This window comes from Streptomyces sp. NBC_01216, from assembly GCF_035994945.1.
GTDB lineage: Bacteria > Actinomycetota > Actinomycetes > Streptomycetales > Streptomycetaceae > Streptomyces.
In genome coordinates this window covers 5,117,031-5,131,470 of sequence record NZ_CP108677.1, presented here as the reverse complement: position 1 = coordinate 5,131,470, position 14,440 = coordinate 5,117,031, and the positions used below count along the sequence as shown (strand labels likewise).

The 14,440-nt window shown below is 67.9% G+C and carries 16 protein-coding genes; 13 read left to right on the top strand and 3 right to left on the bottom strand.

Translation table 11 applies throughout. The annotated features are described in order from the left end of the window. Positions 1 to 63 precede the first annotated feature (63 nt). Positions 64 to 624 (top strand): hypothetical protein, encoded by a 561-nt coding sequence (locus OG393_RS22900; RefSeq protein WP_327376561.1) that lies wholly within the window; start codon positions 64 to 66, stop codon positions 622 to 624. A 34-nt stretch (positions 625 to 658) separates the two neighbouring features. Here the strand turns inward: OG393_RS22900 and OG393_RS22895 are convergent, their stop codons facing one another. The 3 genes from OG393_RS22895 to OG393_RS22885 all read right to left on the bottom strand — a co-directional run bounded on the left by OG393_RS22895 (position 659) and on the right by OG393_RS22885 (position 2,867). Then, positions 659 to 1,387 carry a hypothetical protein gene (locus OG393_RS22895; protein WP_327376560.1) on the bottom strand — a complete coding sequence of 243 codons (729 nt, stop codon included), beginning with the start codon at positions 1,385 to 1,387 and terminating at the stop codon, positions 659 to 661. 398 nt (positions 1,388 to 1,785) lie between these two features. Further along, entirely contained in the window at positions 1,786 to 2,082 is a 297-nt protein-coding gene (locus tag OG393_RS22890) for a DUF2283 domain-containing protein (RefSeq protein ID WP_327376559.1), read from the bottom strand. 20 nt (positions 2,083 to 2,102) lie between these two features. Continuing rightward, complete coding sequence (locus OG393_RS22885; protein WP_327376558.1) at positions 2,103 to 2,867, bottom strand: IS5 family transposase; 765 nt, start codon at positions 2,865 to 2,867, stop codon at positions 2,103 to 2,105. An 801-nt stretch (positions 2,868 to 3,668) separates the two neighbouring features. Between OG393_RS22885 and OG393_RS22880 the strand changes: the two genes are divergently transcribed. The 12 genes from OG393_RS22880 (at position 3,669) to OG393_RS22825 (ending at position 14,369) form a co-directional block, all read left to right on the top strand. Then, the gene (locus OG393_RS22880) at positions 3,669 to 4,022 is read left to right on the top strand and encodes a hypothetical protein (protein ID WP_327376557.1); all 354 of its coding nucleotides are present in this window, start codon (positions 3,669 to 3,671) and stop codon (positions 4,020 to 4,022) included. Positions 4,023 to 4,095: 73 nt separating this feature from the next. Next, positions 4,096 to 5,010 carry a C40 family peptidase gene (locus OG393_RS22875; protein ID WP_327376556.1) on the top strand — a complete coding sequence of 305 codons (915 nt, stop codon included), beginning with the start codon at positions 4,096 to 4,098 and terminating at the stop codon, positions 5,008 to 5,010. Positions 5,011 to 5,059: 49 nt separating this feature from the next. Next, the gene (locus OG393_RS22870; RefSeq protein ID WP_007447287.1) at positions 5,060 to 5,398 is read left to right on the top strand and encodes a hypothetical protein; all 339 of its coding nucleotides are present in this window, start codon (positions 5,060 to 5,062) and stop codon (positions 5,396 to 5,398) included. Positions 5,399 to 5,611: 213 nt separating this feature from the next. Further along, positions 5,612 to 6,712, top strand: coding sequence for a hypothetical protein (locus OG393_RS22865; RefSeq protein WP_327376555.1), 1,101 nt, complete (start codon positions 5,612 to 5,614; stop codon positions 6,710 to 6,712). After that, positions 6,693 to 8,333 carry a hypothetical protein gene (locus tag OG393_RS22860; RefSeq protein ID WP_327376554.1) on the top strand — a complete coding sequence of 547 codons (1,641 nt, stop codon included), beginning with the start codon at positions 6,693 to 6,695 and terminating at the stop codon, positions 8,331 to 8,333. Before OG393_RS22865 ends, OG393_RS22860 begins: the two co-directional genes overlap by 20 nt. Before the next feature lie 6 nt (positions 8,334 to 8,339). Beyond that, positions 8,340 to 9,866, top strand: a complete 1,527-nt coding sequence (locus tag OG393_RS22855; RefSeq protein WP_327376553.1) for an SCO6880 family protein — start codon at positions 8,340 to 8,342, stop codon at positions 9,864 to 9,866. Continuing rightward, a complete protein-coding gene (locus OG393_RS22850; RefSeq protein ID WP_327376552.1) occupies positions 9,863 to 11,299 on the top strand; it encodes an ATP/GTP-binding protein in 1,437 nt (478 codons plus the stop codon). The genes OG393_RS22855 and OG393_RS22850 overlap by 4 nt, the downstream gene beginning before the upstream one ends. Before the next feature lie 62 nt (positions 11,300 to 11,361). Next, positions 11,362 to 11,682, top strand: a complete 321-nt coding sequence (locus OG393_RS22845) for a DUF6238 family protein (RefSeq protein WP_327376551.1) — start codon at positions 11,362 to 11,364, stop codon at positions 11,680 to 11,682. Beyond that, complete coding sequence (locus OG393_RS22840; protein WP_327376550.1) at positions 11,682 to 11,945, top strand: hypothetical protein; 264 nt, start codon at positions 11,682 to 11,684, stop codon at positions 11,943 to 11,945. Before OG393_RS22845 ends, OG393_RS22840 begins: the two co-directional genes overlap by 1 nt. A 41-nt stretch (positions 11,946 to 11,986) precedes the next feature. Continuing rightward, entirely contained in the window at positions 11,987 to 13,435 is a 1,449-nt protein-coding gene (locus OG393_RS22835) for a type IV secretory system conjugative DNA transfer family protein (protein WP_327376549.1), read from the top strand. Beyond that, positions 13,432 to 13,935: a hypothetical protein gene (locus OG393_RS22830; protein WP_327376548.1), complete on the top strand. Its 504-nt coding sequence runs from the start codon at positions 13,432 to 13,434 to the stop codon at positions 13,933 to 13,935. The genes OG393_RS22835 and OG393_RS22830 overlap by 4 nt, the downstream gene beginning before the upstream one ends. Further along, entirely contained in the window at positions 13,932 to 14,369 is a 438-nt protein-coding gene (locus OG393_RS22825) for a hypothetical protein (RefSeq protein ID WP_327376547.1), read from the top strand. The genes OG393_RS22830 and OG393_RS22825 overlap by 4 nt, the downstream gene beginning before the upstream one ends. Positions 14,370 to 14,440: the final 71 nt, after the last annotated feature.

Genomic DNA, 14,440 nt, shown 5'->3' with positions numbered 1-14,440 from the left:
GGGGTCTCTGCGGCTCACGCCGCACAGACCCCGGCCGGTCAGCTTGATCAGGAAGGAAAGACGATGTGGTCTCGCCCACGCGACCGGGCGGAGGACGCCGCCCACGCCGATGCCGTACAGGCAGCGTCCGCCCTCGCGCTTCACCTCCAGGGCGGGGGCGGTCTTGTGCCGGTCCAGGCGGACGGCCTTGTCCTGGCGGCTGGTGAGGTCGCCTTCGCGGACGTGGCGTGCTCCGCCACCCGCTTCTACGGGGCAGAGGTCGACTACCCGACCTCGGCCACCGGCTATTTCGAGAACCACCCGACCTTCGGCCGGCGGTGGGTCAGCAACGGTCGCCTCAACGCCCGTCGACGGCAGGAAGCGGAGAACGCCGCCCTTCCCCAGTGGCGCGACCACACCGGCGCCCGGGTGGTGCTCACCTCGGCCGGGGTGCGGCTCCTGCCGCTGGGGGCTCACGAGTGGATGCCCTTCGACCACGCCCTCCTGACCGAAGTCACCGCTGAACCGCCCACCGTCGTGCTCTCGTACAGCACGTGCGCGCCCCTGCTCCTGGCCGGCCCGGCCGCGCCGTGGCTCGGCGTCGCGATCGAGCACCTTCACCGCCACCCCCCATGGAGCTTGTAATACCGACGCCTTGGCCTGACGAACAAATCCCGTATTACACCCAAGGTTCGCCATCGGACGGTAGCCCATAAGCCTCTCGCCATTCTTTCATGAATTTATCGACAAGTTTGGCATTCCCCTGCGACAGGCCTCGATAAAGACTCACCGCCCCGTCTCGCGGGCCCACGGACCCACGATGAGATGAAGAAGGGATTCTAAGCTCTTCCCCACTAGGCAAACGATGCATGATCATCTCAACGACATCGTCCGAAGTCACAGCGTGCACCAATTGATCGACGAAAGTGCGCCATTCGATCAGGTAGACGCCTTTCTTCCTCCCACGGTCCGAAGCCAGGTAGAAGTCCTCAACACGCAACCCCGAGTGCCCCGACCCGCCGAATCGGGGAACGAGAACGTACGAATGGATGATTGCGTGACAGAGAAGCAGGACAGGCATCCGGTCGGGGCGCGCCGCCTCGGTGTCGTAGAACTTTTCGATGTGGTGCTGGTTTATGGAGCCGGGAAATAGCTCCTGACGCACAGGCATGAAGGTTACATCGATCGGGCATTGTTGAACTTCAACGGAAAGTTTCGAGGCCTCGATTAGCTTTCGCGCGCCGAGACCGACCCTAAAAAGCGTGTCTTCGAAACGCGCTTGCCAGTACGCGCCCCAGTCGTCTCCGGCAGCTCGCGTGGGAGGCCAAGGCCACTTCCGTAGGTCGAGTTCGAATCGCTTCACTGCTCTATACAGCAAGAGCTTGTATGCCGGACCATCATCAATCACCCGACCATCTTAGTTTGAAGCGTACGCGGGCGGGGCGTCTTTTGTTGCAGCCCTGCCGTCCATGTGCACCTGTTCTGGAAAGCATGCTGGGACGCTCGACATCGAACATGCCCTTCTCCTGTTCAGAGCCGGGCTCCTGCCCGAAGATCCGAACTCTCGAAGCCGCCGACCGCTGCGCCCGGCTGGTCGCCGCCGCCCCCACTCGCGCAGACGCCCCTCTGGTGGCCGACTTCCGGCGGTCGCGGGACGAGCCGACTCGCAGGCTCACCCCCGCACGAGCTCGTTCAGCCACCACCAACCGAAGGCTGCTTGACCAGGCGAGGTACCGCGCCCCTCCCGCGGGACCGACATCCTGAGCCTTTTCCAACCTGTTCGCCGCGAGCGTGGTGCCCGGCTGGTCATGCACCTTCGGTGTCAAGTCGCTCCGCGGATTGGAGCAGGTACTCGGGCAGTTTGGAACTGGCCGCCAATACTTCAATGCCGATGAGGCGGCCCTGCTCGTCGAAGTCGAGGTTGATCATGCCGTCGACGTCCACTGGATCGCAGGGATACGTGCGCGCGGACTGCACGCGGGCCTGCGGTTCGGTGAGGTATACGTACGCTGCGTTGACGGTTTTGTCGTAGGTGACTCTAACGTCTGTCACGGTGAGCGGTCTCCCTTTGCTGTCGTTGATGGTGGCGCTGTCCTTGTCCATGCCTTTGGCCGCCAGTGATCTCAGGCTGCCGTGGCGAAGTGCAAGGCCAGGACGGCCTTGACGATGTCGGTGATGCGGGTGGTGCTGCAACGGAGTTTGCGCAGGAGCCGCCAGCTCTTCAGGGTGGCGTTGGCCTGCTCTCCGACGGCTCGGATCTTGGCGTGGGAGGAGTTCACCGCCCGCTTCCCGGCTGGGAGCGTGCTCCAGCGGCCCCGGTATGGCACCCGAATCGTCCCCTGAGCTCCCTGATATCCCTTGTCGGCCCACGTCCGGATGCCAGCGCGGGTGAGCGCTTCGATGATGCCGTGAGTGCGGGCGGCCTTGATGTCGTGGACGGCACCTGGCAAGGCAGGTGAGGCCCAGAGCAGGCGTCCGAACGCGTCGGCGATGACTTGGACGTTCATGCCGTGGCGCTTGTGCTTGCCAGAGTAGTAGGGGCGGTCGGCGGCAATGCGGTCGATGTGAAGCAGGGTGCCGTCCAGGATCACGAATGCCTTGTTGGCGGCGACGGTCATGGCCTGCTGGAGAGTGGGGGCAAGGGCGGCCAGGACCTCAACCGCCTCGGCGATGTACCGGTAGACGGTGGCCAGCCCGATCCCGAAGCCGGCCGCGAGCTGGGCGTACGTGTGCCCGCAGCGCAGATGGGCCAGCGCGAGCAGAGCCTGTCGGTCCGCGGTCAGGCGGCGCCAGCGCGTGCCGCGCTCACGACGCCGGGCTCTCAACAGGTCAGACAGATAGCGCAGGGTCGAGTTGGACAGATCGATCCCCGATGGGTAGACAAGCACGTGAAGCTCCGGGCGGACAGGTTGATCTTGGTCGACAACCCATCTACCAGGAGCTTCGCCTTTCCCTCAACGCCGCCGTCAGCCAACCGACGTGCCACGCAACCAGGTTGGAAAAGCCTCCCTCTCTCCCATAGAAGCCGGAACTTAATTCTAGGAATTAAGTTCCGGCTTTTTCGTGATTCGAGTTGTCCGCGAACCCCTGCAAGGATTCAGGCACGGCCAACGCCACAAGGCATTTTTCGGCCGTAGAGGTCTGTTCACGATCTCGCTCGAATCGCGGAAGGGGCTGATGGCCTTGATATGAGTAACGCGCCCGGCAGCTCAACCGTCTCGTAGATGCGAAACGCGATCGACCTCTTCCGCAGATGAGACAGGCAGATAGAGCTATACGCTCCGGCCTGCTTTGCGATTTCCCCGGCATTCGCCGGTAAAGCCCGCAGGAGGAATCCCCCTTCTTCCTGCGAAGGAGCGGCGCGACCCCCAGCCCCCGCGGGGCCGCGCCGCTCGCACTTCCGAAATCTCTTGCACCAAGGTTGTGGTTCCCGCATGCCTCGATCCACCCGTTTCATACCTATATCAGCCGCAATAGGCGTGGCTGGTTCCCTGATTCTCCTGTCGGTTGGCTGTTCCAACTCGAACAGCGGCACGTCCGCGGCCTCGACCGCATCCCCGCAGCCGCGCTCTGTTTCGGCGGGCATACCCGATACGGCTCCGTCGCACAGCGGCGCTGCCGCCTCCCCGTCAACAAACCGTCTGCCGAGAGACGTTGAGCGGACGGCTCGGGCCTTCGCCACGGCCTACGTGGAGCACGACGCCCGCGACGGCGGCGACCATTCGTACGCGGATGCCGGCGCTCGGGCTGCCCGGCTCTCCTCGGGAGAACTCGCGGGCGTGCTCGCCCAGAAGCGGCCGAGCCAGGACACCGCCTGGGCCGCCCTGCGGGCCGAGAAGGCACACCAGACAGCCAAGATCACGTCAGCCGCCGTCCCCGACGGTGCACCTGCGGTGACCGCCTCCTCCGCTCTCGTCCGGGTGAGCTACACCCTGACGACGACCCCGAAGTCCGGGCCCGCACGCAGCAGTGGCGAACAGCTCGCACTCCGCCTGGAGCACACCTCCGAGGGCTGGCGCGTCACCGCCCTGCCCTGGGCGTGACGGGGCCGCGATGAACAAGGGCACGCAAGCTGGCTTGGGACTCGTCTCGGCCGGTCTCATCACTGGTGTCGCCATGCTGACCACGTTCGGAGGGGCGGACAGCGCCTCGGCGCAGGAATCCGGTCCGGGCGGGGGCATCAAGACGGACGCGCCCGTACCGGGCTGGGTACGCGAGTTGATCAACAAGCACGCGGGAGAGTGCCCGCAGGTCACAGCTTCGCTCCTGGCCGCGCAGCTCTGGACCGAAAGCAAATTCAACTCCGGTGCGACGTCACCCGTCGGCGCCCTCGGCATCGCGCAATTCATGCCAGGGACCTGGGCTCAGCACGGCAAGGACGGCGACGGCGATGGGGTCAAGGACGTCCGGAACCCTGCCGACGCCATCGCCGCGCAGGCCGCGTACGACTGCACCTTGGCCAAAGAGGTCAAGAAGGTGCCGGGTGACTCGACGGACAACATGCTGGCCGCTTACAACGCGGGCGGCGGCGCGGTGATCAAGTACGGCGGCATCCCGCCGTATTCCGAGACCCGTAACTACGTGCGCGTCATCCGCGCGCTGGCCTCGGAATGGGCCGACGCCGTCAGCCCGGACGCACCGGCCGGCAAGGGTGCTGCCCGCGCGATCTCGGCCGCGAAGACGGCCCTGGGCACCTGGTACCGCTGGGGCGGCAGCTGTGTCATGCCGTACGAGGGCGCGGGCGGCTGCGACTGCTCCTCGCTCACCAAGATGGCCTGGTCAGCGGCGGGAGTGAACCTGCCGCGCACCACGTACGACCAGGTCCACGCAGGGACCGCCGTCAAGGACATCTCCCAACTCGTTCCGGGCGACTTGCTGTTCACGGTTCCCGGCAGCGCCGGACCTGAGCACGTCGGCATGTACATCGGCGGCGGCCAGGTGATCGACGCCCCGCGCACCGGGGCTCAGGTGCGGATCAAGCCGCTCAGCTACTGGAAACCGCAGATCATCGCGATGCGGCACGTCGGCTAATCAAGCCAAAACATCCCAAACAAACACTTACATCACCAAGGGACTGAAAATGCACAACCTCCTGTCTGCCGCTGCCGATCCCTCCCTGCACACGACCCTCGCCGCCGGTGCCGATGTCGTGTCCGGCGTGAAGCCGGACTGGGGCCCCTTCGGGAAGCTCGGCGGCACGGCGAAGGTGATCCTCGGCGTCATCGCGGCCGTCGTCCTCGTCGTTGGCGCTGGCGCCTTCCTGGCCGGTGTCGGCAAGTCGAAGGGCTGGTTCGGCGAGGGCCACTCCACGATGGACAGCTCGCGCGGCAAGGGGATGATGGTCGGCGGTCTGACCTGCGTGTTCCTCGTGGCTAGCTTCGGAACCATCTTTGCCATCACGTACGGCATGGGTGTGTGATCCATGCCTTTCCGATCCCGGAGGAACGTTTCCTCCTCGAAGGCCAGCGGAGTGCGCCGCTCGTCGGCCAAGCTCTGGGGCATCGCGGCTGGCGGTGCGGCAGTCGTCACCGCGGCCGGGGTGGTCGTCAGCATGACGACAGGCACCCCTCCGGCCACGGCCCCCTCCGCGTCAGCACCCTCTCACTCAGCTCCGCAGGCGAGCGGCGAAGGCGTGCGCGAGCTGCACGGCGTCCCTGTCGGCTACCCGCACACTCGATCCGGCGCCAAGGCGGCGGCGGCCAACTACACGACGATCGCGGGCAGTTCCCGGTTCCTCACGGACAAGGACGCTCGGCACCGTGCGGTGGCCGTCATGGCGGCCAAGGACACGGCCGGATCGGTGGTGAAGAAGGCCGACCACGCGGCGGAGAACGCGGTCGGCTCACTGCGAGGCGACACCTCCAAGGTCTCCGCCGAGAAGGCCATCTCCCGTACCGGGGTCCTGTCGGCTCACGTCCTGGGTTTCGACGCCCACGGCGCCATGGTGCGGCTGTGGACCACGACGGTTCGCGGCAGCGCGGCCGGGCACGCGACACCGAGGACGGGTTTCCGGTCGGTGACGGTGACGCTCACCTGGGAGGACAACGACTGGAAGCTGAAGGACAGCTCGGCCTCAACGGGGCTGGTCGCTCCGATCGACGTGCGGCAGGCGTCCAACGTGCCGGCCGACTTCTCGGCCTACGCCCCGGGCGCTGCAGAAAACCCCGTGCTGAGCGGCACCGAAGACCGAAGCGGATTCCCGGCCCCGTACGGGCACAACGAGCGCGGCGCGCGTGCCGCCGCCGTCAGCGCCACCATGCTCTACGGCGACCCCCGGTTCTTCACCGATGAGGACTGGCGGCACCGGATGCTGGCGGCCACCGCCGCTTCGAGCGTGCTGGACTCGGTCACCTCGGACACCGACTCGACGGCTCGTCTGGTCATGGAGAACCGCGGGGTCGGCGCGGACGGGAAGACGGCCGACGGCAGCGAACTGATCACGCGGACTGCGGCGCTCGCCACCCGCTCGATCTCCTACTCCGACCAGGCCGCGAGCATCGAGCTGTGGACGGCGTCGGTTGGCGGCGTCGCAGGGAAGGACGAGACGCAGCGCCCGCAGGTCGCCTTCCTGCGGATGACCGTGGATCTGGTCTGGGAAGACGGCACCTGGAAGACGACGGCCGTCACGCCGTCCGAGCCGCTCGTACCGTCGCCGCCGGCCATGCAGGAGGCGGACCCGGCGAACAGCTTCGCGGACGTGGGAGGTGCCAGCAATGCGCCTGCGACTGCGTGACGACGCCCCCGGCCTGCTGACCGTCGAGCGGGGAACGCCGGGCCGCTGGCGCCGCCGCCTCCAGGCGGTGGCCATGGTCAACGTGATCATCGGGTTCGTGTTCGTGCCCTCGGCGGTGGCCAACCCCTTCTGCTACATCCCGATGGTGTGCGAGGCGAAGGCGGCCATCGACTTCGTCAAGGACCCGCTGGGCTTCCTGCTCCAGAAGCTCACCGAGGCCAACATCTGGTTCCTGCGCAAGATGCTGGAGCTGATCCAGAACACGACGAAGATCGACCTCACGAGCCCCGGCTTCCTGAAGCAGTACGCGATCATCTTCGCGGCCTCCAGCCTGCTCACCGTGGCCCTCTGGCTGATCGCCGTGGCCAAGCGTGCGGTCCGCGGAGTCGCCGTGACCACCGCCGTGTCCGAGGCGATCGGCTTCCTGCTCCTCCAGTTCGTTGTCAACGCCATGACGCCGGGCGCAATCGCACTTCTGATGAAGGCCATTGACGAAGTCACGGCCGTCTTCGAGCCGTACGCGACGAGCAACTTCAAGCCGTTCCTGGAGAACATCCTCAAGGTCATGGCAGCCAACCCCACGGAGGGCGTGGGACAGCTGCTGGTCGTCAACCTCATCATGATGTGCGGCGCCCTGCTGATGTGGATCGAGCTGCTGATCCGCAGCGCGGCCATCTACGTGGCCGTTGCGCTCGGGCCGATCGTCAACGCCGGGCTGGTCGACCGCGACCTGTGGGGCAAGTCGAAGAAGTGGTTCGGCGCCATCTTCGCCATCGGCCTGAGTAAGCCGATCTTGTTCGCCCTGCTGGGCCTCGGCGGCGCGATCCTCAGCGACACCTCGGGGAGCATGTCCGACGCGGTCTCCAAGACCCTGGTCGGCGCGTTGATCCTCTTGCTCGCCGTCTTCGCGTCCGCCACGCTCTACAAGTGGGTGCCCGCCTTCGGCGACGAGATGGCCAGCCTCCACCACGACCGCAAGACTGCACAGTCCTCCGGCCCGGCCGCAGCGGTCGACGGCCCCGCCCAGCACGCCAACAGGGCGATGGGCGCTCGTGTCCAAGACTCATTGGTCGGCGGTTCCAAGACCGCTGGCGCCAAGACTGCTGGTGCCAAGATGGGCGGCGGAACTGCTGTGGCCGGACCGCTCGCGGCCGGGGCCGCCGTTGCCAAGGCCGGCCTCGACGTGGCGAAGAACAAGGCCACCAGTTCCCCGGGTGCGCAGGGCACCGCCGCCGCAGGTGGCGGCAACCCCGAACAGCCCGAAGGCCAGCAGGGCGGCGACGACACGGCCGGTACCTCCGGTGCACCGGCCGCCGCTCGTCCACAGGGAGCGACCTCCGACCCGGTCGTCAGCTCTTCTCCGGACTGGTCCTCGGCCGGTGGTCACGCATCGGCCGGAAGCCCATCGGGCGCCAACGGGTCGCCGAGCACGGCTCAGCCGCCCTTGCCGCAGTCGCCCGGCTCGGGAACTTCGGTCCCGATGCCGCCCGCATCCCCCTCGTCTCCCTCCTCCGCTTCAGGAACCACCTCGGGCTCCGGGCCCTCCCTCTCACCCCCGCCACCTCCGCGGCCCTCGGGCGGCCAGGCTCCCGGACGACCGAACCCCAGCAAGGATCAGTGACCCTTCATGTCGACTCGTACGTATCAGTTCGGAAAGCACCGCCCGACAGGGCTGGTGGGCCGCCGCGACCTCGGTGAACAGGTCGTCCTCGGCGGCGGCGCCGTCACCGGCATCCTGCTCGGATACCTCTTCAACGGCGTGACGGCCATCGCCGCGACGTGCCTGTTCCTGCCGATCCTGCTGGCCCTGGTCATCGTGTACGCCCCGTACCGGCCCAGGGGCACCGCCCAGCGGCGCACGCTCTACCGCTGGTGGCGGATCAACCGCTACCACCGCAAGGCACTCCGCCGCACCGGCGGCGTGTGGGTGTCCCCGGCCGTCGAGGCCGGCGTGCGCCGAGACGGCACCCCGCCGGACGCGGCCCTGATCGAGCCGGAAGGCATCGTCGGCATGACGTGGGTGCCGGTCACGGTCCGCGGGCAGCAGGCCGTCGTGGTCCTCCAGCCGGAGGCCGGGTGTGTCACGGCCACGCTGGAAATCGCCTCGCCCGGCCTCGGCGGCAAGGAAGTCGGGGAGCAGGTTGTTGCTCTGGAGCGCTGGGGTGAACTCCTCGACGCCTTCGGCAACGTGGAAGAGCACCCGGTGAAGCGGATTCAGGTCCTCGCTCGGCAGATGAAGTCGGACCCCTACGCCCACCAGCGGTTCATCGCGCAACGCGACGAATCGGCCGCGACGTCGAACGCGCCGCAGTGGCTGAAGGACTCGTACAGCGTGCTGGCCGACGCCGTGTCCACCAGCGCGGAGGAACACCGCTACTACATCACCATCCACGCTCGGTTCACCCGCGACCTGGCGGCCGAGGGCGCCGCCCGCGGCACCGGTGACGAAGGGATCGCCGCCGCAATGGCCGCGTACCTGGATGAGCTGTGGTCCCGCGCGGAGGATGCCGACCTCTCCGTGATCGCGCCCCTGGACGAAGGCCGGATGACCGCGTTCATCCGCAACTCCTACGACCCTGACCACGCCATCTGGGACACCGACCTCCGACGGGCACACGCCTTCCCTCGCAACGTCGACGTCCGCGACGGCGCCCACGTCGCCACCCGCGCAGCAGGCTCCACCGAAAGCTGGTACCACGCCACGGCCGCCGTCGTCGGATGGCCTACCACCCCCGTCGGCCCCGACTTCCTCTCGCCCCTGCTCATCGGAATGCCTGACGTCATCCGCACCATCTCGATCACGCAGCAGCTCGAACCCAACGACAAGGCCGTGGAACGGATGCTCGCGGAGGACACGAACAACCAGGCCGAGATGGACCGCGACCGTAAGCGCGGCAAGAACATCGACCCGCGCGACCAGATCGCCGCCACCGCGACCGGATCACGCGGCATGACTCTGGCCGCCTCGGGCGCGGCCGGCTCGGCCGTCGTCGGCTACGTCACCATCTCCTCGCGCAGCGCCGAAGAGCTGGAGCGCACCAAGCGCACCACCGCCTCCCGCGCCCGCAACGCGCACCTGCGCATCGAATGGCTCGACCTCGAACACGCCCGCGCCTTCGCCACGACCCTGCCCCTCGCCGGAGGCATCAAGTGACAGACCTCCTCGACCTCGCCCCGCTGTCGCCGATGCACGAGACCGTGCGCCGTCCCCTCTACACCGAGACGACCACCAGCCAGGCCCTGTATCTGCCCATCGCACCGCCCACCCTCGGCACCGCGGGAGCGATCATCGGCCGGGAGCTCTACTCCGGCAAGGCTTTCATCTACTGCCCGTTCTCGGCGTTCGGTGACGGCCTGCCGGGCGGCAACATGATCGTGATGGGCGACACGGGTCGGGGAAAGTCGGCCCTGACCAAGACCTACGCGGCCCGACAGATCCGCCTCGGCCGTCAGGTCGTCGTCCTCGACACCAAGGAACAGAAGGAGCGCGAAGAAGGAGAGTGGGCCGCGCTCGGCCGCTCGCTCACTGGCAAGGCCCCTGTGAAGTTCGCCCCCGGCGGCGGACGTGGGGCCTCGTGCATCAACCCGATGGACCCCGCCATCGCGGGCAAGCGGCAAGTCGAGCTGGTGCGCACGATCGTGGAACTCGGCCTCGGCAAGAACCTGGACGAGTTCGCCGGCTCCGCGCTCCGCATCGCGATCCGCCGGGCCCACCAGCGGGCGGGAGACCACGGCCGCACCCCTGTCCTGGCCGACGTCGCCGCCGCCCTTCGGGCGCCGGAGGAGTCCGACGCGACGGCCAAGCAGCGGACGCGGGACGAACTCCTCGGTGACGGCCTGGAGGCGTCCTACGTCCTGGACCGGCTCTGCGGCAGTGAGCAGGACGCGACCGGCGACCTCACGGGCATGCTCGACGGCCCGACCAGCCTGGGCGTGGACCTGGACGCCGACATGATCGTCTTTGACCTGACCAAGGTTCCGTCCGGCGGCGTCGCCATGACCATCCTCGTCGCCGTGATCTCGGTCTTCCTCGAAGAGGTGTGGCTTCGCCCGCTGTGCGAGTGCGGGACGGAGCCGGGCCAGCACGACCGCATCGTGGTCGACGCGAACTCCGGAGCCTGGGAGCTGGGGCCGAACCCCGGCTCTGGCTGCCGCCGCTACACGCAGCGCAAGCGCATCCTCGTCTGCGAGGAAGCGTGGCACATCCTCGGAACACCCCAACTCGCGTCACTGCTGGAGAAGTTCCTCAAGTTCGCTCGTGGGTACGGCCTCTCCTGCATCTTCATCGTTCATCACCTCTCGGACATCGACGACAGCCCGGAAACCCAAGCGGCTTTGAAGATGGCCGACACCATCGTGATCTACAGCCAGAAGAAGGCCGAGGCGGAAGCGACGGTGGCCCGGCTGGGCCTGCCGTCCTGGACGGCCGAGCACATCATGCGCCTGCGCCGCGGGATCGCGCTGTGGAAGGTCGGCGAGGTGATCTACCCCGGCGTTCAGCACCTCTTGGTGGAGGCCGAGCAGCACCTGTGCTTCTCCTCCGGCTCGATGACCGATCTGACCACCACTGCGGCGGACGCCGCATGAGCGGGTACCGCCACCTCTCCGCCGCCGCCCCCTTCCACGCAGATTCGGAACGAGCCCCCTCCATGACTATCCCCACCGACCACACCGCACTGCCCGCCGCCGAACGCGCGGTGCGACAGGACATCGACCAGCTGCACGCCGAAGCACTCGACCTCGCCCGCCGCACGAAGGAACTGGCCATCGTCCTGGACCACGGCGACTACTCCGCCGCCGGAGGACGCGTACGTACGGCCGTCTCCCACATCTGGCGAGCCGCCGAGGACCTGCACAGCGCCTTCCACACCGCGCCCCCGCGCTGTGCTGGGCCCGACGCGTCGATGTCGCGGCTGTGCGGCCGGCGGATGCGCTACCTGGCGGCCCGCGTCGCGCGGAAGGCCGAGTAATGGACATCCTTCCCGGCGGAATCTCTCTGGCCCTGTACGCCGTGACGGCCGTGTGCGCGGTCACCCTGGTGACGCTCTGGTTCCTGCTGAGCCGCGGACGGCGCAACGCCGGATTCGCGAGCAAGGGACAGCTCAAGCGTCAGATGTCGGCCAAGGCGGTCGTGAAGGCCACGGAGATTCGGCCTTCCCTCACCAGCGACGACGGCCGCCCCAGCCGAGCGTCGGCAGTGAGCTTCGCGAAGGACCGTTCCTCCGCTCGCTGACCTTCCCTTTCCTCGTCGCCCACTTCGTTCCGGAGTACGTCATGCACCACCCTCTCGATCCTCACGATTTCGGCTACTCGCTGGGCACCTCGCAACGTCCGAAGGGCGTCGAGCTGTGGTCCCGTGCCGACAAGGCATGCCGGGTCATCGGTCCGATGGGCAGCGGAAAGACTCTGCGGTTCTTCGCCCCGCTCGTCCGCGGCTGGGCCGGACCGGTCCTGGCCACCTCGACCAAGCCCGATCTGGTCGAACTGACCCTCGACGCGAGGCGGCGGGACGGCCGCCCTGTGGCGGTCTTCGACCCGCAGAACATCGCGCCGAGCCTCCCGCGCTTCCGCTGGACGCCGATCAACGGTGCAGCCGACACGGAGGTGGCGATGATGCGCGGGAAGGCGTTCGTCGCGGGCTCGCGCACCACCAACGGTGCGGCACAGTCCAGCGAGGGCGCCGCCTTCTACAAGGGGCAGGCTTCCAAGATCCTCGCTGCCTTCTTCCACGCCGCCGCCCTGGACGGCGCCTCCCTCGACTGGGTGCTGCGGTGGGCCCGCAAGCTGACCGACCCCACTCCGCTCGGAATCCTCAACGCCCACCCGGGCGCCGGCCCCGGCTGGGCAGACATGCTCCGCACGGCCACCACGGGCGATAGCCGCACCGTCGGCAACACCGCATCGACCCTTGATGCGGCTCTCGAACCCTTCATGCACCAGTCGGTGATCAACGCCCTTCAGGGAGATGGAGAGGACCCCACGGACTTCGGCGCGTTCCTCGACGCCGGGGGCACTCTCTACCTTCTCGGTAAGGACTCGGAGGTGAACAGCGTTGCGCCGCTGACCACCGCGATCGCCGAAGACCTTCTGGACCTCGCGGAGGCGCACGCGCTCGCTTCACCGGCCGGTCGGCTCGACCCCGCTCTCCTCGCGGCCCTGGACGAGGCCCCGAACATCGCGCCGATCCCGTCCCTTCGCCAACGGGTCGCCGACGGCCGAGGCCGTGGCATCACGGTCGTCTATGGCCTCCAGGCGTGGGCGTCTGCGCGTGCCCGCTTCGGCGAGGACACCGCCAAGGAGCTGGCGGCCTTCACCAACAACGTCATCGTCCTTCCCGGGGACAAGGACCCCGACTTCCTGAAGGACATGTCCGACCTGTGCGGCCAGGTCGAGCGAGAGCGCACGACGAAGACCACGTCCGGTGGGGACCGCGGCGGCCACTCGACGGCCACGCACATGGCGCTCGAACCAGTCCTTCGAGGAGATGAAATCCGGAGCCTGGCCGAGGGGCACGCCCTGGTCCTCGCGGACAATCTCCCGCCGATCGTCACCCGGCTCGACGGCATGTGGACCTGGGACTCCTGGGCCGAGATCGAGGGTCACGTCCGGGACCTGCGGGCCGCCAACGAAGCCGAGCGCACACGACGAGCCACCGAGAAGAAGAACCAGGCCAAGGCCCACGCGGCGGCATGGGCCGGCCGTGAAGGATCGGCAGCCGCGTGACCGAGACCCTGACCCGCTTCGAGCCCTTCCCCGAGCCGCCTGCCCTGATCCTGGAGTACATCGCGGAGCGGAGCACGGGGGAGTCCGTGGCCGCTGACGGTCCCACCCCGTGGGACCTCGGCGCCCTGTCCGCCGAGTTGATCGAGCCTATGCCGGCGTGGCTCGACTCCGTGTGCCGCTGGCTGAACGGGCGGTACGCCTGGCAGCCGCAGGATGTGATCCCACCCTGCTGGGCGAAGCACGAGGGTCTGGCATACGAGATCGCCGCCCTGGCTTTCGCCCGGCGGGACGCATACACGGAGACGGGCTCGTCCGTGGTCTGGCACGAGCAGTACGACCGCTTCCTCACCCGCATGAACAAGACGTTGGGCAAGGCGGGCGACGAATGCCGCGTCGGCAAACACGAGGAGCGTTCGGCGCGTTTCCAGCTCGCTGCCTGGCCCGCGGCCGAGGGTGAAGATACGGGGCCTGCGGAACGAGTCGAGGAGACGGCCGGATGATGACGGACCCGAACGTGGTCTTCTCGACGGACCCCCGTCACGGCCTGGTGGCGCGAAGCGGCTGGGAGCAGGAGGAGGCGCGGACCGTGCTCCGTGATCTCGGTTGGGAGTGGGCGGAGGAACTGCACGCCCTCATCCCACCGGGCGACGTGCCGGAGGCCGACGCCGGCCTTCAGGCAGTGGAGGAACTGCACCTGCACGGGCACCGGACCGGGTACGCCGTGGGGCCTTACGGCACGATGCGGTTGACCCTGGATCGCGCAAAGCAGGTGTTCACGAAGCTCGCCGCGCGGGAGCCCGGTGAGGTCACCCCCGAGGCGGGCACGAACAATGATCAGCCTGCAAGAGCGGACACCAGGCGGCCTACGTACGGGGGCGTATCCGCTTCAGAAGGACCGGGTGAACCCGGCTGGCCCCAGTCCCCAGCAATCTAGAACGCCCGCCAGGAAGAGCCCATACCTGTCCAGCAGCGTTCAAGGAGCCCCACGGGTGCCTCGAACGCTGC